Annotated in this window: 18 protein-coding genes and 2 tRNA genes; 6 read left to right on the top strand and 14 right to left on the bottom strand. The window is 63.8% G+C overall.

What is annotated here, in order from left to right; all coding sequences use genetic code 11:
- The first annotated feature begins 67 nt into the window (after positions 1-67).
- From ACIA8C_RS17225 to ACIA8C_RS17215, 3 genes are all read left to right on the top strand, one after another.
- Entirely contained in the window at positions 68-793 is a 726-nt protein-coding gene (locus tag ACIA8C_RS17225) for a dienelactone hydrolase family protein (protein ID WP_397135563.1), read from the top strand.
- A 92-nt stretch (positions 794-885) separates the two neighbouring features.
- A tRNA-Ser gene (locus ACIA8C_RS17220) sits at positions 886-975 on the top strand.
- A gap of 36 nt (positions 976-1,011) precedes the next feature.
- Positions 1,012-1,084, top strand: a tRNA-Arg gene (locus ACIA8C_RS17215).
- A gap of 76 nt (positions 1,085-1,160) precedes the next feature.
- On the opposite strand, the gene ACIA8C_RS17210 is transcribed toward ACIA8C_RS17215, so the two are convergent.
- Genes ACIA8C_RS17210 through ACIA8C_RS17155 form a run of 12 tightly spaced genes read right to left on the bottom strand, consistent with a single transcriptional unit; the run spans position 1,161 to position 8,595 of the window.
- Complete coding sequence (locus ACIA8C_RS17210) at positions 1,161-2,393, bottom strand: tyrosine-type recombinase/integrase (RefSeq protein ID WP_397135561.1); 1,233 nt, start codon at positions 2,391-2,393, stop codon at positions 1,161-1,163.
- Complete coding sequence (locus tag ACIA8C_RS17205) at positions 2,393-2,572, bottom strand: excisionase family DNA-binding protein (RefSeq protein WP_397135559.1); 180 nt, start codon at positions 2,570-2,572, stop codon at positions 2,393-2,395. The genes ACIA8C_RS17210 and ACIA8C_RS17205 overlap by 1 nt, the downstream gene beginning before the upstream one ends.
- A gap of 12 nt (positions 2,573-2,584) precedes the next feature.
- Positions 2,585-4,249, bottom strand: coding sequence for a replication initiator (locus tag ACIA8C_RS17200; RefSeq protein WP_397135557.1), 1,665 nt, complete (start codon positions 4,247-4,249; stop codon positions 2,585-2,587).
- A complete protein-coding gene (locus tag ACIA8C_RS17195; RefSeq protein WP_397135713.1) occupies positions 4,249-4,878 on the bottom strand; it encodes a hypothetical protein in 630 nt (209 codons plus the stop codon). Before ACIA8C_RS17195 ends, ACIA8C_RS17200 begins: the two co-directional genes overlap by 1 nt.
- Entirely contained in the window at positions 4,878-5,117 is a 240-nt protein-coding gene (locus ACIA8C_RS17190) for a hypothetical protein (RefSeq protein ID WP_397135555.1), read from the bottom strand. The genes ACIA8C_RS17195 and ACIA8C_RS17190 overlap by 1 nt, the downstream gene beginning before the upstream one ends.
- Positions 5,114-5,278, bottom strand: coding sequence for a hypothetical protein (locus ACIA8C_RS17185; RefSeq protein ID WP_397135553.1), 165 nt, complete (start codon positions 5,276-5,278; stop codon positions 5,114-5,116). The genes ACIA8C_RS17190 and ACIA8C_RS17185 overlap by 4 nt, the downstream gene beginning before the upstream one ends.
- Positions 5,275-5,583 (bottom strand): hypothetical protein, encoded by a 309-nt coding sequence (locus ACIA8C_RS17180; protein WP_397135551.1) that lies wholly within the window; start codon positions 5,581-5,583, stop codon positions 5,275-5,277. Before ACIA8C_RS17180 ends, ACIA8C_RS17185 begins: the two co-directional genes overlap by 4 nt.
- 11 nt (positions 5,584-5,594) lie before the next feature.
- Entirely contained in the window at positions 5,595-6,902 is a 1,308-nt protein-coding gene (locus ACIA8C_RS17175) for an FtsK/SpoIIIE domain-containing protein (RefSeq protein WP_397135549.1), read from the bottom strand.
- Complete coding sequence (locus ACIA8C_RS17170; protein WP_397135547.1) at positions 6,902-7,135, bottom strand: hypothetical protein; 234 nt, start codon at positions 7,133-7,135, stop codon at positions 6,902-6,904. Before ACIA8C_RS17170 ends, ACIA8C_RS17175 begins: the two co-directional genes overlap by 1 nt.
- A 1-nt stretch (position 7,136) precedes the next feature.
- The gene (locus tag ACIA8C_RS17165; RefSeq protein ID WP_397135711.1) at positions 7,137-7,931 is read right to left on the bottom strand and encodes a DUF2637 domain-containing protein; all 795 of its coding nucleotides are present in this window, start codon (positions 7,929-7,931) and stop codon (positions 7,137-7,139) included.
- Positions 7,931-8,143, bottom strand: coding sequence for a hypothetical protein (locus ACIA8C_RS17160; protein ID WP_397135545.1), 213 nt, complete (start codon positions 8,141-8,143; stop codon positions 7,931-7,933). The genes ACIA8C_RS17165 and ACIA8C_RS17160 overlap by 1 nt, the downstream gene beginning before the upstream one ends.
- On the bottom strand, positions 8,143-8,595 hold the full coding sequence (locus ACIA8C_RS17155) for a hypothetical protein (protein WP_397135543.1): 453 nt from the start codon (positions 8,593-8,595) through the stop codon (positions 8,143-8,145). Before ACIA8C_RS17155 ends, ACIA8C_RS17160 begins: the two co-directional genes overlap by 1 nt.
- 195 nt (positions 8,596-8,790) lie before the next feature.
- On the opposite strand from ACIA8C_RS17155, the gene ACIA8C_RS17150 reads away from it, so the two are divergent.
- Together ACIA8C_RS17150 and ACIA8C_RS17145 are read left to right on the top strand one after the other, a co-directional pair.
- The gene (locus tag ACIA8C_RS17150) at positions 8,791-9,648 is read left to right on the top strand and encodes a GntR family transcriptional regulator (RefSeq protein ID WP_397135541.1); all 858 of its coding nucleotides are present in this window, start codon (positions 8,791-8,793) and stop codon (positions 9,646-9,648) included.
- Entirely contained in the window at positions 9,645-10,178 is a 534-nt protein-coding gene (locus ACIA8C_RS17145; RefSeq protein ID WP_397135539.1) for a kinase, read from the top strand. The genes ACIA8C_RS17150 and ACIA8C_RS17145 overlap by 4 nt, the downstream gene beginning before the upstream one ends.
- Before the next feature lie 644 nt (positions 10,179-10,822).
- On the opposite strand, the gene ACIA8C_RS17140 is transcribed toward ACIA8C_RS17145, so the two are convergent.
- Positions 10,823-11,092 (bottom strand): hypothetical protein, encoded by a 270-nt coding sequence (locus ACIA8C_RS17140; RefSeq protein WP_397135537.1) that lies wholly within the window; start codon positions 11,090-11,092, stop codon positions 10,823-10,825.
- A 53-nt stretch (positions 11,093-11,145) separates the two neighbouring features.
- Positions 11,146-11,979, bottom strand: coding sequence for a hypothetical protein (locus ACIA8C_RS17135; RefSeq protein WP_397135535.1), 834 nt, complete (start codon positions 11,977-11,979; stop codon positions 11,146-11,148).
- A gap of 212 nt (positions 11,980-12,191) precedes the next feature.
- Here ACIA8C_RS17135 and ACIA8C_RS17130 point away from each other — a divergent pair, with 212 nt between their 5' ends.
- The gene (locus ACIA8C_RS17130) at positions 12,192-12,938 is read left to right on the top strand and encodes an MBL fold metallo-hydrolase (RefSeq protein ID WP_397135533.1); all 747 of its coding nucleotides are present in this window, start codon (positions 12,192-12,194) and stop codon (positions 12,936-12,938) included.
- The last annotated feature ends 62 nt before the right edge of the window (positions 12,939-13,000 follow it).

Below are 13,000 nucleotides of genomic sequence, written 5' to 3'. Positions count from 1 at the left end.
TCTGTGGCCGATAGGCCCTCAACAGCAATTTCTACCGAAGATCAGCAAGTCGCCCTACGCTGGATTCATGTCGGGCACCTACAACGACCTAGCCCCCCTGCGCCGCGACGACCCGTCGCCCGAAGCCGCGACCGATTCGATACCCCGGGCCGCCGATACCCAGGTGCCCATCATCGTGGTCGAGCCCGAGGGCAATGCCCGAGGCGGGATCGTGATGCTGCACGAATCCCGCGAGTTCACCGGTGCGCTGCTGGCCCTGATGAGCGCGCTGGCCTCGGAGGGCTGGACGGTGGTCGCGCCCAACCTGTTCCATCGGACCAGTCGCGAGTCGGTCGTCGAGGTGTTCGGCGACGAGCTCTTCGACGACTTCGATGCCTGCTTCGACTGGCTGACCCGGCAGGGCGTGTTCCCCGACACCATCGGGGTGCTCGGCTTCGACTCCGCAGGCACCGCCGCGTTCCTGGTCGCCACCAACCGTCCGGTCGGCGCGGCGGTCAGCGTCGCGGCGCCCGGCATCGTCGAGCCGCTCACCGACCAGGCCGACGCCCTCGTCCGAGTGGCCCCGCACCTGCAGGCGCCCTGGCTCGGCCTGTTCGGCAGCGACGACCCGGCCACCCCGCCGGTCGAGGTCGAGCGACTGCGCGACGCGACCGGCCGCGCCGCCGTGGCAAGCCTGGTCGTCAGCTACCCCGGCCTGCGCCACCGAGCCGACCATCAGGCCACCGAGGACGACTACGGTCTGGTCGACTCACAGACCCGGATTTTCGACTGGTTCGACAGCAACTTACGCTGATAACCAGCCGTTTTGCGATCTGGACAACGGCTACTGTAATCTTCATGCTCGGCGGTTCGAAAGGACCGGTGCCCTCGAAAGAGAAGGCTCCAGGAGGCGTGCCAGAGCGGCCGAATGGGACTCACTGCTAATGAGTTGTCCCTTCACCGGGACCGGAGGTTCAAATCCTCTCGCCTCCGCCACAACCCGGGCAACCGGCAACACAACTGAATAACCATGCGGCTGTAGCTCAACGGATAGAGCATCTGACTACGGATCAGAAGGTTGGGGGTTCGAATCCCTTCAGCCGCACCCACGTAGAAGCCCCCTTCCGAGTTTTCGAGAGGGGGCTTCTCGCATGTCTGACGACACCATTTGACGACAACGGCTACTCGAACAGGCTGTCCATGCCGGTCACTGCATCGCGCTGGACTTGCTCGATCACGTCGATATAGGTGCCCGTGGTCACGGTGATCGAGCTGTGGCGCAAGATCCGCTGCACCGTCGCCGCGTCGACCCCCATCGAGAACAGCAGGGTCGCGCACGAGTGCCGCAGATCATGAAGCCGAACCGGACGGACACCCGCCTTCTTCACCAGCGCCGCGAACGACCGATTGACGTTGCGTGGTTCCAGCGGCGTGCCCCGGCCGGAGGTGAACACCAACCCGAGCTTGTTCGCCTCCGCGATATCCGGGTCGTTCAGCTGGTCTTGCTGATGTTGCCGAAGTATCTCCACCAGCTTCGGCGGCAACGGCACCGTCGACTCCGAGGATTCCGACTTCACCTCGTGCATCCCCAGCGTCCCACCGATCCGGTACAAGGCTTGGTTGATATCGACCTTGCCCGCGACCAAGTTGACATCACTCCACCGCAGCCCGAGCGCCTCACCACGCCGCAGGCCGATCGCCAATCCCACCGACCACAGCGCATACAGCCGGTGGTCTCTGGCCGCCGCGAGGAATCGTTCAGCCTCCTGCTGATCCCACGCCTTCACCTTGCGAATGCCCCCGGTCGGCATCTTCACCTGCCGGGCGACATTGCGGACCAGAACCTCCTCTTCCACCGCATCTTGTAGCGCAGCCCGCAGCACCCGCAAGATCGCCCGCCGTGTTCCGGTACCGGGGAATTGCTCGCAGCAATCGGTCGGCCTGCGCGCGCAGCATCGGGCCCCACCCTTCTTTGCCCGTGCTTCGTCCTTCTTCTGCGCGCAGCACTGGCACTGCCCGGCAACCTTGCTCAACCAGGTACGAATATGACTGGCCTGCAACGACTTCAGCCTGTGCTTACCGAGCCCCGGCACCATGTACAGCCGGACGAGAAGTTCGTAGGTCACGTACGTCGTCGGACGAACCTGCGGTTTGGCAACGTCGAGTAGCCAATGCTCGAGGTACTGGCGGACTGTCGCGGTGCCGACATCGACCGGAACGCCCTTGCGCTGCAACTCTTTGAGCCGGGTCCGTTCGGCGTCAGCCTCCTCCCACGTAGCGCCGTACACACTCATCCGCTTGCGGTTGCCGTCAGGCGTAGTCACGAACAGCTTCAGCTCATAGCGGCCGTCCTTGCGGGAACTGATGGTGCCCGACCCGTTCGGATTGCGCTTGCGCGACTTCTTCTCCGCCATCACGCCGCCTGCTCGATCAGGTCGGAGACGTAGGTATCGAATGACTGCCGGACAATCCGGCGGCATCGCCCGAGCTTCACTGACTGCACCTCACCAGCCCAGATCAGCTGGTAGATGACGTATCGGCTGACTTTCAACTCGTCGGCCGCTGCCTGCACGGTTATGAATCTGTCGCTCATTTCAGGTCCTCCCTACGCTGCTTGCCGAGTTGCCGAAGTTTCTTGCGCCCCCGGTGGATCGGCGGCAAGTTGGGCTCTGAGGAGTTGCGCCCGCCATGTGGTGCGCTTGGCGATTGCGCCCATGATCAGGTGCTCACGCAAGGGCCGGGACTTGTCACCCGGTTCAACCGGGGTCACCTTGAAGTGACTTGTATCCGGCTTGACGATTCCGGCGTCGGCGAGCAGTTGCCGAACGAACTCGACCCGGTCCTGTTTGTGGTCGGGCAGTGTCTTGCCGGACCAACGCCGGGACACGAGCACTCGTCGACCGGGCAGGCCGAGGGTGTCTCGCCGATGTGCTTTGCCCTTGCAACGTCCGGGCACGGTCTTGTCGCTGGCGCCCTGGGGGACGATGCCGTACTTGAGCCAGACCGCGCAGCGCGGTGAACATGGGGTGTGCTGCAACTGCGCATGCAATCGGTCGTAATGCTCTGCGGCACGATCCGACTGTGGCTCGACGATTTCCGCGATCGACTTCACCAGGTACTTAGTGACGTAGCCAATGGTTCGGCCGGCCTTTTCCGTCCCAGCAGCGATGCCGGTGATCTGCTTGCGATCCATCTGCGACCCGAACCGCACCGTATGCGCAGGCTCAAGGTCATCGACAGCGTCGAGGATGTCCAGGGCGTCATCCCAGTAGGTCAACGCCCGCCCGGTCTCGGGGTCTACGAAGGTGGCCTTCTTGTGGTCCCACACCGGCATGTGCTTGCCGCCGTACACCTGGTCCTCAGCGTCGAAACGCGGCCACCAGACTTGATGGTAAGTAGCCGCGGTGACCTGCTTGAGGATCTCGCGCGAGATCACACCCCGGATCAGGATGTGCAGATGCGGAGCACCACGGCGTTGCGGTTCCACGGTGGCGAAGTACTGCACGTCGTAGCCGACACAACGGCGCAGGTTCTGAATCCAGCGATCTACGAGCCGGGAGAAGAACACGACATCACGTGCGGCACTGGGGTAGTCGTAGCTGTCCGGGTCGATCGGGGAGCCGTCCGAGCAAGGTTCGCCCTTGTCGTTGACCGCGCCGTCACGGTGGATCTTGCCGTAGCCGGGCATGGTCAGCGTCACGAACATCGAGGACAGGTGACCGCCGATCTCCTTGCCGACAGTCCGCTTGGACACCTTGCGGCGAGGCAGATCCGGCGCATCCTGACGCCGACGAGTAGAGCGCCGACGACGTTCCTTGGTGACCGCGTCCAGGGCCGGGAGGCGGCCACGCAGACCCGTCGCGCGCAGCTCGGCATCCAAGTCCCGGATCACCTCCGCGATACCGGCCGCGAGCTCCTCGTCACCCTCGGCGAACGCTTGGCGGTACTGCTCAACGAGATCAGCTCGGGCGGCCAGCAGCGCGACTTGTGCGTCGGTCGGGTCGGCCTTCGGGTCGACGGGTTCGGTAGCGGCATGCCAGCCCTCACGGCATTGCGCGATGCGCAGTAACCGGTTGGACTTCGCGCAGGCTGGGCACACCGATTCGATCGTCGACTTGCATGGGGAGCCTTCGTAGGTGACCGTGCCTGTCTTCGGGTCCTCGATCCGCATCGCGATCGGGCGCTTGCACACGTCGTACTGCTCAGCGGCAGCTTGGGCGACCTCGAACAGGTTGGGTAGGGCACGTCGCTGGGCGGCGGTGTCGTTCATTAGGCAGCGTCCTTCATCCAGCGACCGCCACCGAGGCGCGGCAGGTCGATCGGCGTAGCAAGCGAATCATCAAGGCGGAAAGCGAGTTCCACGACAGCCGGGGCGGCGATGGTGGCGCGGCATTCCAGGGCACCGAAGGCGTGGGCCAGGTGCTCGACGCGGTTGGTCCAGTCGGCGGGGCAGTGGCCTTCGAGCATCCGCACCTGAACCACATCCCCAGATGTTCCGATGCGCACCGACAGCAACCGGGGAACGAACGTCTTGTCGTCGCGGGTGATGGTCAGCGAGCAGGCAGCCAGCAGCTGGGTCCAACGACGCCGGTAGCGGAACCAGGTCAGGAATCGGGTTCGTGCCCGCGAGGTTATCCACCGCTCGAAGGTCTCCGGATGCTTCGCACGCCAGAGCACCATCCCCGCGATGGATACCGCGACGACCACGACCGCCCAGGGCCAGCCGATGAAAAGGCCGGCCGCGACCGTGAGGCCGATCGGGATCGAGACCATGGGGAACAGCAGCGCCCACCAGGCGGTGACTCCGATACCGATGATCGTCCACCACACGGTGTTTAGGACGGCCAGGCCGAGCAGGTCGAACGGATCATGTTTGGTGTCAGTGGTTTTCGTGGCCATCACCGGGCCTCCTTGTCGTGCAGGTCGAATGCGAGTTGTGTCGGCACCGGGGTTTCGTCGATCCATTTGCGCCACGTCTCCGCTTCGGAATCGCGGTACACCACAGCGGTTTTCACCCTCTTGGTGGTCTTGAGGTTGCAGGCGTAGAGAGCGGCGTCGGTGACGTTTCGGGCCTTGGGCAACGGGCGCACCGCCTGACCGATCAACAGACCCCACTGGGTTTGTCCGCGCGGATTCATGCCGCCCGCCTCCAATCGGTGTCGTCGAGGTCGTCGGTCCAGCCGGTCCCGGAATCGAGCAGCCGTCGCACCGAGGCGATATGCCGGGCGGCGTCGATGTCGTCACGGTCGAAGGCGTCGAGGTCGTCGAGGTCGTCGATACGGCGGAAGGTGTTGTTCATGACTGGATCTCCGATTCAGCAACGCCGCACACCGTGCAGGCGCGAGAGGTGGGTGTGTTCTTCAGCAGGCGGGCCGGGACATGGCGGCGGGGGAAGGTGTGGCCGTGTTCGTCGCAGTGCGCGGTGGCCAGGCAGCCGTCACAGCGGACCAGGTCCCCGTCGTAGATCCAGCCGACGCCAACGGAGCGGGTGTTGATGTAGGACACGGCTTGATGGACCGAGTCGAAGCAGATCGACTCGCCGGTGTCCTCGGTGTAGATGTCGCCGCAGCCGTCGCAGTAGATGACCACGTGTACTTCGGTCACGAAGCCTCCCTTCATGCCGCCACCGGCCCTTCGTTCTCGTCACCGAGGTCATCGGGGTCGAAACCGCTGTAATCCTCAGTAGGACCGGCGATTTCAGGTGCAGGGGAGTAGGTGTCGACGATGGCGTCAGCGGCCTCGTCGGAGACCCAGAACGCACGGACCCGAACGAATCCGGTAGTGCCGTCTTCACCGACGTAGCCGACGCCGGGGGTGTGTTCGTTGATCTCATCGCAACGTGCACCACGATCACGGGCACCTTGACCGTGGACCATGGCGGTTTGGTTGGGTTCGTCCAGACGCAGGCCGATGCGGACGGGGAACAGTTGCCGGTTGGGCATGGTCTCTTTGGACGGGTCCTGCAACGCCGCGATCACCGACACCGCCGCCGCGCGGCCCTTGGACAGCAACAGGCCGGTCAAGCGCCGGAACTCTTCTCGCTCATCGCGTTCGGCATACGACGACAGCGACGCGGCTTCGTCGATGATGATCAGGATCAACGGCTCATCGACGGTAGGGACGTGCTTGCGCACCCCGGCTTGGCGCATCCGGACCAGCCGCTCGTCCATCTCTTCGACTGCTTCGGACAACAGCGCCAGGATCGAGCCGGAATCGACAGCGAAGCGGGTGAACAACCGATCCTCACCACGTCCGAACTCGGCACCGCCTTTCGGGTCAGCCAGGCGGACTTCCACCAGGCCCGCAAGGATCGCTACCCCGAGACCGGCCAGGATCGACCACAGCACCGAGCCCTTGCCCGATCCGGTGGCACCGGCGAGCAAGATATGGGAGTAGAGGATGCGCAGCCGCCAGGTGTCGTAGTCCTCGGTGATCCCGACCGGGACCGCCTCCAGGTCCACACCGTTGTGAACCACCTCCGGCATCGTTGCCGGGGTAGCGAGGGTGTCGAACACCCGCACCTGAAGACGGACCCAGGACGGTTCCGGCGACGACGCTGTCACCTTCGGTACCCCGAGATAGGTAGCGAACTGGTTGAGGGTTTCGTCATTGGACCAATCGGCCAGGGACTGACCACCGAGCATGAGCAGGTCGACCTCCAGTCCGAACGTGGAGTAGTCGTAGCGCTCGAGCTGCGGAAACCCGCCCTCCACGGACCCGAGGCGAAGCGCGGCGAGCATGAGATTGGTTTGCAGCGGATCAGCGAGAACGAAGACGGCGGTGCGCAATTCGACCGGAGCATCAGCGGCGATGTCGGCAGCGGTAGCCGGGCGAGTACCCGTACCGAGGTTGCGCATCCAGACCAACCCACCCGCAGCGGCCACCGTTCCACCGGTGACGAACAAACTCACGAGGGCCGACATCACGCCACCCCCCGCAGCGGTGCGAACGCCAGCGCCACCGAGTGTTCAGCGAGCACGTTCGGCAGGACATGCGACAGCGATCGGGCGTCCTCGACGCTGAGGCGGACCTCGACACCACCGATGCGGAACGACACCGCCGCTGAGGATTCGACCGGCTGAAACGGCGGTGCGGGAACGTATTTCACGTTACGCAGGCCACCGGCCACGGGGACGTCATGGTTCGGAATGGACATGTCAGTTACCCCCGACAGGGACGGCGATCGGCAGCATCGACTGCACTGGTCGCGATGAATGAATGGATTGCACCGAGGCAGCCGGAGCCACCGCAGTCAGCGGACGAGACTCGGCCGCAGTAGCGGCAGGTGCAGCAGTAGAGGCGTAGTTCGCCGCAGTGCGAGGCGAAACATGAAGCGCCTTCCCGATTTCGGCGTACGTCTTGCCCTCAGCACGCATCGAGACAGCCCGAGCCACTTTGGCCGGATCGCGACGCGGAGACACCGCACGACGACGAGCAGCAGGACGCGCGGGAGCCTTTTGCAGGGCTGGAACGGTGGCAGGTTCGGTGACCGGCTCCGGGACTGGTTGGGGCGCCGAATCCGGCACCGGGGCCGAATCATGTTGGGCTGCACGGAATAACACCGCCAACCCGTGCGTGTCGACCAGGAGCGAGATCGGAGCGATAGCCGCGACCAGGGCCGAGGCCCACCACGGCAGGATTCGGCCGGCCGCGACCGCATGCAGTGAGTTGCCTGCGATCGAGACCATCGCCCCGGTGCCGAGCACCCACAGGAACCACCGGCGTTCGGGACTGGCAGCCAGCACCAGCGCGGAGATGGTTGCTTGGATGATGGTGCCGTCGACAATCACCGGGAACAGCCACGCCCACTGCTTCGGAGTGTTGGCAAGAATCGCCAGATCACGCAACGCAGCGAAGGACAGTACGAACGCGGCCGTCCCGATGATGACGATGATGACCACGGCGGACCAGCGCGCCCAACGCATCCCCGCCGACTGATCCGCCGTCTTCATCACGCCGCCGCCGTACCCTGCTCAGGAACGAACTGCGCCAGCGCGTCATCCAACTCCGCCCGCAACGCAACGGCCTGGCTGTAAGGCATGTACACCGTCACGTTGCCACCGAAATTCACGATGACGTTCTGATCACCATCGGCGAACCGGCGAAAGTGCGCCGACACCTTGCCGAAGGTGTGCGAGGACACGTACGACTCGTTGCTATTCATCACGCCCCCTTAGAAGCGGACGGACGGGCCGCACCCAGATCGCTAGGAGCCTGCTTCGAGCCCGAACGATCACCCTTGATCCCGGTCGCCCGGACGGTCCATCCGAGGGTCTTGAACTCACCCTGACCGGTCACCTTCGGCTGCAAGGTCATGCCCTCCAGCTCGATCAGCCGCAGCCCCGTGCCGGGGATCAGCTCCGCGCCCTGAGGGATCGGCGCGACGTCGGCCAGGAAGATCACCTGAATGCTCGACCGCTTCGGGTTCGACTCGGACGGATCGGTGCAGGTGGCCTTCCACTGCCGCAGCCCGGTCACCGGGTCGACCTTCTGGCGTGCCGGAGCGTTGCGGTTCTGGTTGTACTCGGTGTCCGGCTCGATGTCGCCGACGAGCAGCAAGCCCTTCTCGAATGCTTCGAGGAACGCGGGCAGAAAACGCAGATCCTTCAATGCCATTGCTCTACCTCTTTGTCTTGAGAGCGGCTACACGGTGTGTGCGCCATGTCACTAACGGTAGCAGTTGCTTCCCTAGAGAAGCAACTGTTTTCGTGAGTGAATGTGCAGCTACTCGCCAGATCGGCATCCGCGCAGGCCAGCGGCCTGGGCCAACTGATACTCTGCAAGAGAGCAACTGCTATCGAAGGAGTCCGCGTGACCGGCCCCCAGCACCCCGTATCGGCGCATGTCCGCATCGCTCAGGCGATTCGCAACGACATCGAATCCGGCCGGTTACGTGATGGTCAGCCGCTACCGTCAACCCGCGATATGGCGAGGCAGTGGCAGGCGAGCCAAGCCACCATCTCGAAAGCGATGGATCAGCTAGTCGCCGAGGGATACGTTGCGAGCAAGGACCGTTCCGGCCGCGTCGTCACCACCCCGACGTCACTTGCCTTGGCTCTTGCGACACCACTGCGACCGGTTCGACCCCGGATCGTCTACGTCGGCGGGTACCCGGGAAGCGGCAAGAGCGAATTCGGGCGCGTGCTTGCTCGCGAAACCGGCTGGGCGATTCTCGATAAGGACACTATTGCCCGTCCCATCATCGAACCCGCCCTTGAAGACTTGGGCTCGACGTTCGACGATCGCGAGTCAGACCTCTACGTGGAACGCATTCGGCCGCGCGAGTACGAAGCGTTGGCGGCAGTCATCCAAGACAACATCGAATGCGGCAACTCCGTGATTGCGGCTGCGCCATATCTGAAGGAGTTCAACGACCGGGCATGGATCGACAACGCCCGCGCACGTGCTGCGGTATCGGGTGCTGACGCAACGTTCGTGTGGGTTCGCTGCACAACCGACACCATGCTCATGTACCTCCGCCGTCGTGGAGCTGCACGCGATGGGTGGAAGCTGTCCCACTGGGAGGACTATGTGAAGCGAATCGACGTCTCCTACAGGCCGGTTATCGAGCATGTCGTTGTCGACAACGATCCGGATAACGAGCCTCTTCGGACACAAGCGCGGCAACTGGTCGACACGTTCCGTCGCGATGCCTTGCCAGCCCAATGACTCACGGTCTGATCCTCTACGGTGCCCCTGCCAGCGGAAAGGACACCGTAACGACGGCACTCACCGAGTTAGACGGTCGATTTCATCTCTACGAGCGATTGAAGGCCGGGCCGGGCCGAGAGATGGGGTATCGAATGGTCACCCCGGGAGAGCTGGACCGCCTTGCCAACCGTGGCGAAATTCTTTGGCAGAACTCGCGTTACGGTGCTCGGTACGCAATTGACCGGCCCGAACTTAGCCGCCTCTTTCAGCAAGGTTCGATTCCTGTTGTTCACGCTGGGCAGCCCGAAGTCGTTGCCGCCGTTAGCATCGCGATCGATGCGGTCAACTGGACCGTGATCGAGCTCCGCTGCTCTAGGGCCACTGCTGAGGCGCGGATCATCGCTCGCCGGACTGGCGACACCCCCGAGCGTCTTGCAGCCTGGGATGCAACACCGAGGCTCACCAACGCCGATTTAGTCATCGACACCGACAGCACAACGCCCGGTGAAGCAGCGCGGAGAGTCGACGCCGCAGTCTGTGCAAGGTGACCGTTCAACGGGTTGTTGCCGAAATCCGCCATTGAGGATCAAGAGCGCCTGCGGCGGCGCTACCGCGCCGCCGCCGCGCTACGACGCGCAACCGTCTTGCTCGTACCTCACCGCCGGGCGCGTCGGCACGTCGGCGACACGGCTGCGCCGCCATGGCTGCTCACGATTTCATCTGGCGAAGTACAGCCATCTCTACGGATCGGCCCGGCACCGAAACGGCCGGCGTGTACCTCGCAGATCCCGTTCTTGGTGCTGCCGCACCATCCCTCAGCGGGATGGTTTGCCTCATGGGCCATCAAGCCGCGGTGAGGTGGTGGGGCCAGGGGTTGCGTAGATCCCTGCCTCCTCATGGCCCAATTGTCTGACCTCACTCGGCCGAGTCAAGGGAAAGAGCGCCCTTGACACGACCTCCCTCCGCTCAGGGATGGCCAGTATGAGGAAGCAGGGGAAGGGAAGTCCCCAGACATGCGGAAGCGGCGGATAGGCGATTTACCCGCGACTCGACGAGACGACATTCCTGACGACAACGACGACGACACCGACGACATCACCGCCGCCGAATACTGGTGCGGACCATGGCGAATAGCCCGCTTCAAGACCTCTGCCTGTAACTACGGATCAGAAGGTTGGGGGTTCGAATCCCTTCAGCCGCACAAGATGAAAGCCTCGGCAGGCCAACTGCCGGGGCTTTCATCATTTCGAGCCACATCTGCGTCACCCGGAACAGGCGCGATCTCACTGTCATCCCGCACTTTCCCCGCAGTTGGATGCTCACCCGCGAACCGTTCCAAGGCCGCCGTGGAGTCGGGCACCAGCAGCTCCCGCTCGACGTAGCTCTCCTCGGTCACCTTCGAACCATGCCGATGTCCCAGCTGCAAGCCCACCTGACCGATGCCGTACTCACGGGTGATCACTGTGGCAACCGTCTTGCCGCGACCTCCGGAACCGACCAGGCGGACCAGGATCGCTACGGCTCAAGAACCCAGCCTTGCGCTACATCAGCAAGGTTCCACCACGAAACATGCTGTGTGTCTTGTGATTCCAGCACCCATCGCTCCGTGAGGCGGTCGAAGAAGGCATCATCGCCAGTCTTCCCACCTTTAGGTTCGCCGATGAAGAGCAGTCGGTTACCGCCCCTCGCTTCGAACTCCAGCAGCGCCCGAGATGCCATCGGCTCGCCCCACCCAGGCGGCCAGCACAGGAATAACACGTCGTCACCGTTGAGTTCCGTCTCGAACTTCTCCAGTCCGCCAACTGGGTGCCACACATCCAGTTGCCCCGCAGCACCCGGGAACGACACGTTCGTCGTGCTGTCCGGTGGCTCTACGTCGAAGGCAGCGACGTCTACGCCGTGGGCGGCCAGTTGCCCAGCCCAATACCCGCGTCCCGCACCAAGTTCGAGCACCCGTCGCCCCTGGCTGAACCGCGCCAACCAGTCGACCGTTTCCGGCGAGGGCACCGCGTAGGCGTACGCCGCTTGCAGGATCGTTTGAGCGAACGCCAGCCGTGCGCTGCCTTTCTGCCTGCCACCGTTGACGACTCGCCGTCCATCACCGTCGCCAACAGATGGCCCGACGATGTCCCAGTACGGATTCTCTGACTCCGACACACCCCCAGTCATGTAGTGCACCAACCGCAGATCGAATGCCGCATCCGCAGCGGCATCATCCGTCCCCGGCAACATCGGAGCAGTATCGAGATACTCCGCGACCTTCGGATACTCCAGCCGAAGCCGCTGCTCATCCTCCAGCAGAGCAGCCAGTTCCGTGCGTCGCTCGGTCGTCAGCGTCAGCCCAGCCATGCACTCGATTCTCCTGGTCTCCAGCGCTTATGGGCTTGGTTGTCGTTTTCCGGACAACCCTGACGTGCGGGTCCTGGGGGCGGTCAGAACGACCCCGGGACGTCCAGAGGACACGCGATAGTAGCCGATGTGGGTGCATACTCGACTGACCGTGTGCCAGACGCTGTGTCGGTTGTCGAGTTTGTTTGGGCATGTGAGACTTTCGAGCAGTGATGCGACGCGTACGGGTCCTCGGTAGTTGCGGTGCGTATCCGGAGCCAGGTCGGGCGTGTAGTGGATTCCTGATCGAATGGGATGGCTTCCGACTCGTGCTCGACCTCGGTTACGCGACGCTGCCGCGTCTTTTGTCGCATTGCCCGGACGGTGTGGTGGACGCTGTCGTGATCACCCACGAGCATCCGGACCACTGCGTCGACCTGCACGGGCTGTTCCGGATGTACCTGTACGGCGAGCAGCGTGGGCGCACGCTGCCGCGGTACTGCACGCCGGGAGTGTTGGCCCGCCTAGAGGGGCTCGAGCCCGACGCTGACCTGCGGACCGTGTTCGATATCTTCGAGTTACCCGGCGCTTATCGAGTCGGTCCATTCGAGCTCACGGGTGTCCTGCTCCCTCACTATGTGCCCAATGTGGGGGTCCGGTTGCAGGCTGGCGAGGTCGCACTCGCCTATACCGGTGATACCGATCCAGACCCGCTACTTGCCACACTTGGTCGCGATGCCGATGTTTATATCGTGGACGCGACAGACCGCGAAGGTGAACTCCTTCAGCCCGATCGGAACCTGCTCACGGCGGCCGAAGCCGGATATTGGGCAACCCGCGCGGGGGCTCGCAGGCTCCTGCTCACCCATTTCTGGCCGGGCAATGACCGCGAAAAAGCCGCGGCCGAAGCACGATCCGTATTCAACGGCGAGGTACTCATCGCCGAAGAGGACCTCGATATCCCGCTCGCCGCAAACTGACCACCCACTCGCCGGGCCCTACCCTCGCGGGCGTCTTGAAAACCTTGGCGCTCTAGGGGATT

It is taken from the genome of Nocardia sp. NPDC051321 (assembly GCF_044455225.1).
In the GTDB taxonomy this organism is placed as follows: domain Bacteria; phylum Actinomycetota; class Actinomycetes; order Mycobacteriales; family Mycobacteriaceae; genus Nocardia.
Note: the sequence above shows the minus strand (reverse complement) of the source record. Positions and strands in the feature narration are given on the sequence as shown.